The sequence below is a fragment of the Enhygromyxa salina genome (genome assembly GCF_000737335.2).
Lineage (GTDB): Bacteria > Myxococcota_A > Polyangia > Nannocystales > Nannocystaceae > Plesiocystis > Plesiocystis salina_C.
The window spans coordinates 14,007-26,151 of the sequence record NZ_JMCC02000022.1 but is presented as its reverse complement, the minus strand read 5'-3'; the positions used below and the strand labels follow the sequence as shown (position 1 = coordinate 26,151).

Below are 12,145 nucleotides of genomic sequence, written 5' to 3'. Positions count from 1 at the left end.
GTACTAGCTGAACAGCTGGGAGGTGATGTCCTGCATCCGCCCACCTTCCAACGGGATCTGAACCCGACCGTTGTCGTGTCGCCACCCACTCGTTGAGCAGACTTTGGCGATGATGCTCACGAGAACGACGAGGTTCACGCCAGGGTCAAGCTCACAACTAATTCACGGGTGACGAGGATGGAGAACGCTGTATCGTGCAGCCCATGAAGGTCCGCCACGCGACTCGACTAGTCTTGCTGAGCCTCCCCTGCCTCGTCTGCGCCCCCGCTTGTGGGGACAGCTCCGCCGATGCCGGCGACACCAAGAGCACGAACACCGAAACGGGTGACGGCGACGGCGATGGCGACGGCGATGAGAGCAACACGAACACCATGGGCGACGGCGACGGCGACGGTGACGGCGACGGCGATCCCGGTACTGGCGACGGTGACGGCGACGGCGACGGCGACGGCGACGGCGACGGCGATCCCGGTACCGGCGACGGTGACGGTGACGACGCCTGCCAGGAGCTCGACAGCGACATCGCTCCGGTGCCGCCCAGCGTCGCGTTCTTGCTCGATCGGTCGGGCAGCATGAACGACACCGGCTTCGACCTGATGGACCCCAACAAGTCGCGCTGGCAGAGCCTCTACGAGGCCGTCGAAGGCGTGGTGGGTGACGGCAACGACATGAACATCGCGTTTGGTGCCAAGACCTTCTCGACCGCAGGCTTCGGCGGGTGTGGGGTCAGCGACGGCATGGACGTGCCGCTCGACCTCAACAACGCCGTCACCTTGCTCGCCAACATTCCGGGTCCGCAAGAGATGGTCAACGGCGGCACCCCCACGCCCTTGGCGCTCGAGAAGATGATGAACTACATGATCCCGTTCGAGGCCGACGGGACCAAGGTCGTCATCTTGATCACCGACGGTCGCTTCAGCTGCGACGTCGACACGCCCGAAGACGAGGCCGCGGCGCTCGACAACGCCGTCGCAACCATCGGTGCTGGACTCGACGCCGGCGTCATCACCTACGTGGTCGGGATCGCCCCGTCGGTCTTCGGGCCGATCATCATGCAGCTCGACGCGATGGCCGACGCAGGCGGGGCCCCCAACCCCATGCCGCCGCACTCGTACTACCAAGCCGACGACGCCGAAGCGCTGAGCGTCGCGCTGCAGCAGCTCGTCGACGAGTCCTACGAGCTCAGCTGCCTGCTCAACTTCGCCGAGGCGCCGTTTTTCCCGCTCTACACCAAGGTCGAGATCGGCGGGAACGAGTACGAGCTAGTTGACGACTGCGAGAACGAGGATGGGTTCGTGTACACGGACGACACGTTCCTGCAGGTCGAGATGTGCGGGGCTGGGTGTGTGGATCTTGCCGAGTTCAAGACGGCAAACGTCCAGTTCTACTGCAACCCGAATTGATCTTGGGGCCCCCGCGGGCGCACTGCACTCTGCCGGCGTTGACGACCGTCAGCAGCTGCGGGGATAGCGATGCTGCGCTTTGGGGTCCTCGGAACGAGCTGTGGGCCGATCGTGCGGGTCGCGTAGGACACGCACGACGGCATGGTTGCCGCTGGCTATACTCCGCGCCGTGGCGGCACGAAGGACCTTCGGTGAGCTGACCGAGCTGATCGAGCTGACCGAGCTGACCGAGGCGCGGAGCGAGGCGAGCTGATGGCCGCGTCCGCCCAAGCACCGATTGCGATCGTCGGGATCGGCTGTCGCTTCCCCGGCGGCGTCGACTCGCCGATCTCGATGTGGGAGTTGCTCGCCACCGGCAGGGACGCGATGCGCGAGGTCCCCGGTGATCGCTGGTGTGTCGACGCCCTGTTCGACCCCGACGCGGCCCGGCGCGGCAAGATCTCAACCCGCGAGGCCGGCTTCATCGACGAGATGGATCGCTTCGACGCCGAGCTGTTCGGGATCTCGGCCCGCGAGGCCGCGCACATGGATCCTCAACATCGACTGCTGCTCGAGGTCGCCTGGGCGGCGGTCGAGGACAGCGGACGGGATCCGCGAGCGCTCGCAGGCAGTGACGCGGCGGTGTTCGTCGGGCTGATGCTCCAGGACTATTTGGCGATCCGAACCTCGGTCCACGAGCGCGAGCTGATCGACGCGCAGACCGTGGTTGGGATGGGCGGCTGCATGGCCGCCAACCGGATCTCGCATGCCCTTGATCTGCGCGGTCCAAGCGTGGTCCTGGACACCGCCTGCTCCTCGTCGCTCGTCGCCGTTCACCTCGCCTGTCAGAGCATCCGCTCCGGCGACGCGTCGCTGGCGTTGGTCGGCGGCGTCAACCTCATGCTTCGGCCCGAGCCGACGATCGCCGCGAGCCAGGCCCGGATGTTGGCGCCCGATGGTCGGTGCAAGGGCTTTGACGCCCGCGCCGACGGCTACGCCCGCAGCGAGGGCGCGGGGGTCGTGGTGTTGCGCCCGCTCGAGCAGGCGTTGGCCGCGGGTGAGCGGGTCTATGCGGTGATCCTCGGCTCGGCGGTCAATCAAGATGGCAGGACCCGGCGCGTGACCCTGCCGAGCGCGCGGGCCCAGCAGGAGGTGGTTCGCGTCGCCGCGCGCCGGGCTGGGATCTCGCCCGCCGACCTTCAGTACGTCGAGGCCCACGGGACCGGAACGCCCGTCGGCGATCCGATCGAAGCCCAGGCCCTTGGACAGGTGCTGGGGGGTGGACGCGAGGGGCCCGCGTGCGCGCTTGGATCGGTCAAGAGCAACATCGGGCACGCCGAGGCGGCGGCCGGCGTCGCGGCCTTGATCAAGACCGCGCTCGCGCTCGAGCACGGGCAGATCCCGCCGCACCTGCACTTTCGCTCGGCGCCCGAGAGCATCGACCTCGCGGGGCTCGGGCTGCGGATTCCGACCTCGCTGGAGCCCTGGCCCGCCGCCAACGGGCGTCGCCTCGCGGGGATCAACACCTTTGGTCTGGGAGGCACGAACGCCCACCTGATCCTCGAGGGCGCGCCGCCGCCCCAGCCCGACGCCAAGGCAAGCCCGGCCTCCGAAGCCGCGCAGTTGTTCGTGGTCTCGGGTCGGACCCGGGCCCAGCTCGATCGAGCCTGCGCGCGCTTGGCCGCGTTCTTGCGCGGCAATCGAGGCGCGCAGGCGAGCTTGGCTGATCTGAGCCTGTCAACGATCGCGCGGGCCCAGCTCGAGCATCGCGTCGCGTGTGTGGCTCGGTCGCGGGACGAGCTGGCGAGCCTGCTCGACACCCACCTGGCCGGGGAGTCGCACGCGGAGCTGTTTTACGGTGTCGTGCCCGAAGCATCGGACCCGGGCGCCGAGGCTGAGCCCGCGCTGCCCATCGAGTCCGGCGAACACCCGGCCGCGCGTGGGGTCGACGACGCGGAGCTCGCAGCGGCGGACCAGGCTCCAGCGCAACGCGAAGGGTTGCTGCGCGGGCTCGCTCGACTCTACGTGCGCGGTGTTCCGGCTCGGCTCGTGGCCAGTTGCACGGCGGGCGCCAAGCTGACCTCGCTGCCGAGCTACCCCTTCGCCGGTCAGCGCTACTGGATCGAGTCGCCGCGTGGGCGTGAGCTGCGGCTGGGTCTCGCGCAGCCCGACGCCGCCCCGCTCGAGACACCAGTCGAGCGCGCCCACGCCCAGGTTCGGCGGGACGCTCCGGTGTCCTCCGGGAACCCCGAGGCGCGCGTGGAGGCACGCGTGGAGGCGCGCATGCGCGAGCAGGTCGCTCAGGTGCTCGAGATGGCGCCGACGGAGCTCGACGTCGACCGGCCGCTGGCGAGCCTCGGCCTCGACTCGGGCATGGCCCTGGATCTCGCCGAGGCGATCGAGCAGTGCTTCAGCGTGCGTCTGCCGATCGGGCGGATCCTCGACGGTCCGAGCATCACGGAGCTGGCCGCGTGGGTGGAGCGCGACAGCGCACAGGCGACTGGAAGCGGCGCGCTGCAGTCGCTGTCTCGGCCTGCGACGGCGCGCATGCGCTTGCTTTGCATCCCCTACGCCGGGGGGCTGGCGTCGGTGTTTCGACCGTGGGCGAAGCTGCTGCCCGAGGTCGAGCTGTGGGCCGTTCGCCTGCCCGGCAGCCTCGACCGCGAGCGCGAGCCGCCCTTCGAGCAGATGCGGACGCTCGTCAGCGCGCTGCTCGACGAGCTCGACAAGAACGACCGAATCCTCGAGCCGCCCTTCGCCCTGTATGGCCACAGCCTTGGCGCCCTCGTTGCGCTGGCATTAGCTCGTGAGCTCCAGGCTCGGGGGCGACCGGGGCCTTCGTCCGTGTGCGTCGCGGCCCACCCCAGCCCCGGGGCCGAGGCTGGTCTTGGCGATCTCGCCGGCCTCGACGCCGACGAGTTCGACGCGCGCCTGTCCGACCCTGCGTTCTTGCGCGGCATCGGGTACCTCGACGATCTCGCGCGCTTCGCCAGTGACGAGGCGTTGACGCGAGCGCTGCGCCCGGCCCTGCGCGCGGCGTTCCGACTTCAGCAGGACTATCGCCCGCCGTCCGAGCCGCGCTTGACCTGTCCATTGTTCGCGTACGTTGGCGCCGAAGATCGGGCCGCCGACGAAGCCTCCATGCGGGGCTGGGCGGCCTACGGGGGCGCCGGCTTTCGGATGCGTCGCTTTGCGGGCGGCCACTTGTTTCTGCGCGGGGCGGCGGCCGAGCTGGCCTGCGCGCTGCGTGAGGACCTGGGTCTCGACGTGGGTCTCACGGGGGAGCCCGGCGCATGAGCACGCCGCTGCGGGGTTGCTGGGACGCCGTGTCGCTGGTGGTGTCCGTCGACGGCGAGACCACGCACCCGCTCGGGCTGCATCCGCGCGGTCAGCTGATCTACGTGCCGCGCGAGTCGGGTGGCTTGGAGGAGCCGCCCAAGATCGCCGGGCGCATGAGCATGCAGATCATGGCCGCGCAGCGCTCCAACTTCAGCAGCGGCGACATGCGGGTGGCGAGCGCGGCGGAGCTCCAGGCGGCGTTCGAGACCTGCCTCAGTTACTTTGGCAGCTACGAGATCGATCTCGATCGGCAGGTCGTGCATCACCGGATCGAGGCGAGCTCCTTTCCCAACTGGACCGGCAAGATCGAGACGCGGGCCTATCGCTTTGTCGACGGTCTGCTCGAGCTGCGGGCGCCACCCGAGCGCTTCGCTGGCCGCGAGGTCGTCGCGGTCGCGACCTGGCGCGCGCACACCCAAGCGGGGGAGTGACGCGCTCGCCGGCGATCGAGTGGGCGTGGTTGCTCTCGCGCGTGTTCGCGGTCGACATCATGACCAGCCGAGGTGCGATGTGCTCGGTCGAGATAGCCAAGATGGCGATGACTGGGTCGAGGAGACTGCACGTGACTCCGCTTTCACTGCTCCGTGGGAGTACCGCTACGACACGGTGACGCGTATTGGTACCATGACTAGCCCCGAAGGGCGCGTCATGACGTATGAGCTGGACTCCGCCGGCCGAACGATCAGCTATGCGCCCCCGGGCGTGAGCGCGATCTCGATCGACTATGACATGCAGGGCCGAGTTATCGAGGTCGAACAGGGCGCGGGAGCCGATCTGCGCCGTACGACGCTCGACCGGGACACGGATGGCTTCGTCGACGAGCTCGTCGCCTATCTCGGGATGGTCGCGCGGACCTACGAGTTCAGTCACGACGGCGTGGGTCGAATCGTGTCGGCGCTGCTGCCGGATGCCTCGACCCTCGGTCTGGGCTGGGACGAGGAGGGACGCTTGGTGTCGGTGACGCCGCCCGGCCAGTCGGCGCACACGATGAGCTACGATCCGGTTGGGCGGCTCGACGAGTACGATCCCCCGGATGCATTCATGGGCACCGACGAGACCACCTACGAGTACGATGACGACCATCGGCTGGTGCAGGTGACCCGGCCTGACACCGAGACGATCGACATCGAGTACAGCGTGAGCACCGGCCGCGTGGACGAGGTGAGCACCAGCGAGGGGGCGGTGATCACGCCCACCTACGATGCGTCCGGCCGGATCGAGAATCTCGCCGGCCCGTACGCAGCGGCAGGCACCGAGCTCGATTTCACGTACAATGGCTCTGTGCTCACCTCCGAAGAATGGAGCGGCGACACGGCGGGTGTCGTCGCTTGGGGGTTGGACAGCGCCGGGCGGATCAGCAGCCAGAGCATCAACGCTGGCTCGACGGTGAGCGTCAGCTATGACGACGATGATCTCGTGACGGCCGTCGGCGCCGCGACCCTGGCTCGCTCGGCCACGACGGGACAGATCGAGACGGTATCCGTCGGCGACATCGAACAGACGCTGACCTACGACGGCTTTGGCGATGTCGACGGCAGCGAGTACATCTACGACGGCATCGACAGCTTGTTCACCTACGAACTCGAGCGCGATCACTTGGGACGGATCACCGAGCAGACCGAGACCGTGGACGGCGGGACGCCGGTGGCATGGACGTACCAGTACGATGACCGCGGTCGGCTCTCGTACGTAACGCGAGATGCTGCGTACGCATCCTATACGTACGACGACAACGGGAACCGGTTGTCGGTCACGACCGCGGGCGGCACGACCTACGCGACCTACGACGAGCAGGATAGGATCGAGGAGTACGGGAACTGGGACTTCGTCCACGGCCCCGCTGGCGAGATCATCGAGAAGGCATACAACGTGTCCGACGTGCGGCAGTACGAGTACGACGCGCTCGGGAACCTGCTTGCGGTGACGCTCCCAGACTCGACGAAGATCTCGTACGACTATGATGCGCGCGGTCGCGTGGTCGCGCGCTACATCGACAATGTGTTCGACAAGGGCTGGCTCTGGCAGGACCAACTCAACCCCGTCGCCGAGGTCGACGACACGGGGGTGATCACGGCGCGGTATGTGTACGCTAGCCGTGGGCACGTGCCGGACTATGTGATCACGGGGGGCGAGACGTATCGGTTGATCACCGACTACCGCGGCAGTGTGCGGGCGGTGGTCGACGATGAAGGGAACCTGGTCCAGACGATCGAGTACGGGCCCTGGGGCGAGGTGATCACGGAGTGGAACTCTGGGTACGAGTCGTCATTTGGGTTCGCGGGCGGGCTGTGGGATCCGGATGTCAAGCTCGTGCGCTTTGGGGCGCGGCTGTATGATCCGCTGATCGGGCGGTGGATGATGAAGGATCCGATCCTGTTTGATGGGGGACAGGCGAACTTGTACTTCTACGTCGACGGTGATCCGGTCAATCGGATCGATCCCGAAGGCCTTTCCTGGTACGGTGATGCATGGACGTGGTTTGACCAGTCTGGAGTCCCCGACTTCATTGTCGGTTGGGGTGATACAGTTTCATTCGGGCTAGGTGCTGCTATCCGTAAAAACTTTACGAATTTGGATGATGTAGTGAATTACGACGCGAACTACGCCTACGGTTTGTTGGCTGGCCTTGCGACCCAAGCGTGCATTGCAGGTCCGAGCGTGGCTGCAGGAGAGGAACTTGTAATTGGCGTTCGCTTGCGTATCGCTCCCTGGGGTAACCGAAGTAGTAATTGGGCGCCGCACCCGACGGGGCGATATCCTCACTATCACTGGCGGTCCAAGCGGTTGCCCAACGGTCAGGGAAAGCCAGGTGGAGGCCTCGGGCGACATCGGCCTTGGGACCTACATCCGGACGATGTGTCGTTCTGGGATCGGTTTTTCTGATGAGGGAACCGTTAGTGTTTCTTGGGCCGGGGGGGGCGTGGGATCTAAACATCTTTGAGACCACTGGGGACGCGCTTAGCTGCGCCGAACCGCCGGACGTTCTCGCTGGGGAATATGGTGATCACGGTTGGGATGCGGACGGGAAACCCGTGGTCCTAGTGGTGAAGTCATCGCCCAAGCGACCTGGTCTCATCGGCAAGCTGCTTGGCCTCCTGCAACCGGCGCTCGAGGTTGAGGTGCAAGAACTCGATTTGCCATTGGAACCGGGAAGGGTTCGCAAGGCGCTCATTGGCCGTCTCGCGGGGTTGGAACCAGATCTCGTAGCGGTGGCCGAGAGTATGGGCTTGGATGACTTGATCGCCTTGGTTTGTCGGGCGATTCAGGATCGCATTGACTGTATTCGGAACGGCGAATATCCGGGGCGGGCGTGAAAAAACGTGTAGTGAAACCTGTGTCCAATGGTTCGGGATCCTCGATTTGTTTAGAAAGAGCTGGGCTGATTGGGAGGTCCGGGCGGAGTGGATCTGTGCCGCAGGAATTAACGATGAGTGTTCTAGGAGCACTGCTAGTTCGGGCTTGTGTTGAAGACCGAGTGGTGTTCTACTGCCGAAGCATGTGGGCAACGAACCCAAGAAGGCCGCTCGTAATTCTCGGAACGTTGCTGATTTTCGCAGCCTGTAAAGCTGACGCGACGACAGACTACGGACTCGACACGAGCACGATGTCGGAGACTGGGTCGGCCACTGAGACGGGAAGCTCGAGCGACCCCACGACCGGGGGGACCGACGCCACGACCGACGACCCCCCCAACCCCGCGTGCGGCGACGCCACCGTCGACGCCGATGAAGAGTGCGACGACGGCAACTTCGTCAACGACGACGCCTGCACCAACGCCTGCACGCTCCCAACCTGCGGCGACGGCATCGTCCAGGCCAACGAACCCTGCGACGCCGGCCCCAACAACGGCCCGGGTCAGCTCTGCAACGCCATGTGCCAGCTCAACGTCTGCGGCGACGGCGACCCCGGCCCGAGCGAGAGCTGCGACGACGGCAACGCGATCGACGACGACGCCTGCCCCAACAGCTGCGTGCTGGCCAGCTGCGGCAACGGGGTGCTGGACCCGGGCGAGCAGTGCGAGGACGGGGACGACGACCCCACCGACGGCTGCACGAACGCGTGCCTGTTCCCGATCTGCGGCGACGGAATCGTATGGGCGGGCCACGAATCATGCGACGACGGCAACCCCAACGACGACGACGACTGCACGACGTCGTGCGAGTTCGCTGCGTGCGGCGACGGGGTCCTGCAAGGCGAGGAGCAGTGCGAGGACGGCAACGAGCAGCCCAACGACGGGTGCTTTGGTTGTCTCGAGCAGCGCGTGCTCACCATCTCGGCGATGGCACAAGCGAACTGTGTGCTGCTCGACACCGCCGCGGTCCGGTGTTGGGGCGAGGGGTGGGGCGGAAAGCTGGGATATGGAAACATCTCGGACATCGGCGACAACGAGTATCCATTTGCCGCGGGCGATGTCGCTCTTGGTGGAGATGTCGTCCAGCTCGACGGGGGGGACGATCATTCGTGCGTTCTGCTCGATACTGGCGGCGTGCGCTGTTGGGGGAACAACCTCGACGGCCTGCTCGGATATGGCCACGTCGAGCCGATCGGCGACGATGAACCGGGCGGCACGGGGGGCGACGTCGAGGTTGGGGGCGCTGTCATTCAGCTAGCCGCCGGCGGGCTCCACACCTGCGCGTTGCTCGATACAGGAGCTGTGCGGTGTTGGGGCGGGGGGTTCTACGGCTCGCCTGGCTATGGGAACAAAGAGACGATCGGCGACGACGAGCTGCCGTCGAGCGTTGGCGATGTTGATGTGGGCGGGGTCGTGACGCAGCTGCGGGCTGGGTATGCCCACACCTGCGCGTTGCTCGACTCTGGGGCGGTGCGGTGCTGGGGAGTGGGGTGGGATGGCGTGTTGGGCTACGGCAATGAAGCGTGGATCGGCGATGACGAGGTGCCCGCGAGCGCGGGCGACGTCGACATCGGCGGTGTCGTCGTCGACCTGACGCTCGGCTTGTCGCACACCTGCGCGCTCCTGGACACGGGCGCCGTACGCTGCTGGGGCCGCAACGAGTTTGGTCAGCTTGGCTATGGACACACCATGGACATCGGCGACGACGAGGCGCCCGCTTCTGCCGGCGACATCGAGCTCGGGGCGGCCGCGACCCAAGTCTCGGTCGGACGCGAGCACACCTGCGCGCTGCTCGAGGGCGGGACGGTGCGCTGCTGGGGTCGCAACAACTACGGGCAGCTCGGCTACGCGAACACTGTCAACATCGGAGACAACGAGCCCCCAGCGTCGGTCGGCACAGTCGAGCTTGGCGGTCTCGCGGAGTCGCTGAGCGTCAAATACAGGCACACGTGCGTGCTTCTCACCACCGGGCTGGTGCGCTGTTGGGGCTTCAACATCTACGGTGCGCTGGGACTCGGTCACTCCAACCCGATCGGCGACAATGAGACGCCGGCCTCGGAACCGAACGTGAAGATATTCTGATGATGCGGCGCTCACGTATCCATGGATCGCTGACGGTGGCGCTCGCTAGTGTCGTCGCTGCCGGTTGCTCGGGCGACGCCACGACCCTCGACGACGCCACCCAGACCGACAGTACTGAGGCGACGACGACGCCAACGGACACGGGCGAGTCGACGGACACGACCGAGTCGACGGACACGACGACCGACGATGGCACCGACACCGAGACAGGCGACGAGGGCGTCTGCGGAAACGGCGTGCTCGAGGCTGACGAAGCCTGCGACGACGGCAACGACGAGACCGACGACGGCTGCACCAACGCCTGCACGCTGCCTGTGTGCGGCGACGGGATCGTGCAAGCCGGCGAGGCCTGCGACGACGGCAACGAGGACGACGACGACGCGTGCTCCAACGCGTGTGTGCTAGCGACCTGCGGCAACGGGATCCTCGACCCGGGGGAGGCGTGCGAGGACGGCAATATGGACCCCACCGACGGCTGCACCAACGCGTGTCTGTTCGCGGCCTGCGGTGATGGTCATGTGTGGCTTGGCTACGAGGAGTGCGACGACGGCAACGAGAACGAACACGACGCGTGCACGACCGCCTGCACGCTCGCGGCTTGCGGAGACGGCTTTGTCCAAGCTGGCGAGGCGTGCGAGGACGGCAACGACGAGGCCAACGACGGCTGCTTCGACTGCCTCGAGCAGCGCGTGCTGCAGGTGAGCCATGGATTCAGCCACGCGTGCGCGCTGCTGGACACGGGCGCGGTGCGGTGCTGGGGCTGGGGCGCTCACGGTCGACTGGGCTACGGGAACACAGACACGATCGGTGACAACGAGCACCCGTTCAGCGCGGGCGACGTGAACGTTGGCGGCGCGGTGGTTCAGATCAGCGCGGGAGCGCATCACACTTGCGCGCTGCTGGACACGGGCGCGGTCCGATGTTGGGGTGGCGGCACTAACGGCAGGCTGGGCTACGGCAATCAACTCGACATCGGGGACGACGAAGAACCAGCCGAGGTCGGTGACGTGAACCTGGGAGCCCCCGTGGTCGAGTTGGATGCTGGTGGCGGATCGACGTGCGCGCTGCTGGAAGGCGGCGCGGTGCGCTGCTGGGGTGCGGGTAGCTTCGGCAAGCTCGGCTACGGAAACACGAATAACATCGGTGACAATGAAGACCCTGTGTTTGCTGGAGACGTGAATATTGGGGGCGTCGCCGTCCACGTGAGCGTGGGGGATTCCCACGTCTGTGCGCTGCTCGATACCGGCGGTATCACGTGTTGGGGCAATGGACTGGTTGGCCGCCTCGGATACAGCTCGAGCGGCAACGTCGGCGATAACGAGGCCCCCGCCGACTGGGGGGAGATCCAACTCGGTGGCACGGCGGTTGGAGTCGGGACTGGGCTGGACCACACTTGCGCGCTGCTCGACACCGGCGACGTGAAGTGTTGGGGCGCAGCTTGGGGCGGCGCGCTCGGGTATGGCAATTCGAGCCATATTGGCGACAACGAGCATCCGGCTGCCGTTGGAGTGGTGAACATCGGCGGCGTGGTGACGCAGCTCGCCGTTGGCACTCGCACCAACTGTGCACAGCTCGAGGGCGGCGCGGTGCGCTGCTGGGGGTGGGCCAATGAAGGCGGGCTCGGCTACGGCAACTTGGCGGATATTGGCGACAACGAGGCGCCAGCCGTCGCTGGCAACGTGGACATCGGCGGGTTCAGCCCAGTCGACACGCTCGCCGCAGGGTACTATCGAACCTGCGTGATCCTCGAGAGCGGCGCGCTTCGCTGCTGGGGCGATGGCGCCTACGGGGCGCTTGGATACGCGAACACCAACGACATCGGCGACGCCGAGCTCCCTTCCAGCGTGGGCAACGTCCAGGTGTTCACACCCTAGCCACGGGCGCTCGATTGATCTGGCGGGGCGCCGCGCGCGACCCAGTTCGCGCCGTGGCGCAAGCTCGTGCGCAGCCAACTCGGGCCGGTGCGCGCGCGTCAGCAATGCTACGGTGG

The 12,145-nt window shown here is 66.7% G+C and carries 6 protein-coding genes; all 6 read left to right on the top strand.

All coding sequences use genetic code 11. From position 1 onward, the window contains the following. Window positions 1-203 precede the first annotated feature (203 nt). On the top strand, window positions 204-1,403 hold the full coding sequence (locus tag DB30_RS10150; protein WP_146658437.1) for a vWA domain-containing protein: 1,200 nt from the start codon (window positions 204-206) through the stop codon (window positions 1,401-1,403). 252 nt (window positions 1,404-1,655) lie between these two features. Next, window positions 1,656-4,679 carry a beta-ketoacyl synthase N-terminal-like domain-containing protein gene (locus DB30_RS10145; RefSeq protein ID WP_052548189.1) on the top strand — a complete coding sequence of 1,008 codons (3,024 nt, stop codon included), beginning with the start codon at window positions 1,656-1,658 and terminating at the stop codon, window positions 4,677-4,679. Beyond that, window positions 4,676-5,152 (top strand): lipocalin-like domain-containing protein, encoded by a 477-nt coding sequence (locus DB30_RS10140; RefSeq protein ID WP_052548188.1) that lies wholly within the window; start codon window positions 4,676-4,678, stop codon window positions 5,150-5,152. Before DB30_RS10145 ends, DB30_RS10140 begins: the two co-directional genes overlap by 4 nt. Window positions 5,153-5,171: 19 nt before the next feature. Beyond that, on the top strand, window positions 5,172-7,604 hold the full coding sequence (locus DB30_RS10135; RefSeq protein WP_477181445.1) for an RHS repeat domain-containing protein: 2,433 nt from the start codon (window positions 5,172-5,174) through the stop codon (window positions 7,602-7,604). A 721-nt stretch (window positions 7,605-8,325) separates the two neighbouring features. Next, window positions 8,326-10,155, top strand: coding sequence for an RCC1 domain-containing protein (locus DB30_RS10130; RefSeq protein WP_052548184.1), 1,830 nt, complete (start codon window positions 8,326-8,328; stop codon window positions 10,153-10,155). Between the two features lie 2 nt (window positions 10,156-10,157). Next, window positions 10,158-12,029 carry a DUF4215 domain-containing protein gene (locus DB30_RS10125; protein WP_165703688.1) on the top strand — a complete coding sequence of 624 codons (1,872 nt, stop codon included), beginning with the start codon at window positions 10,158-10,160 and terminating at the stop codon, window positions 12,027-12,029. Window positions 12,030-12,145 lie beyond the last annotated feature (116 nt).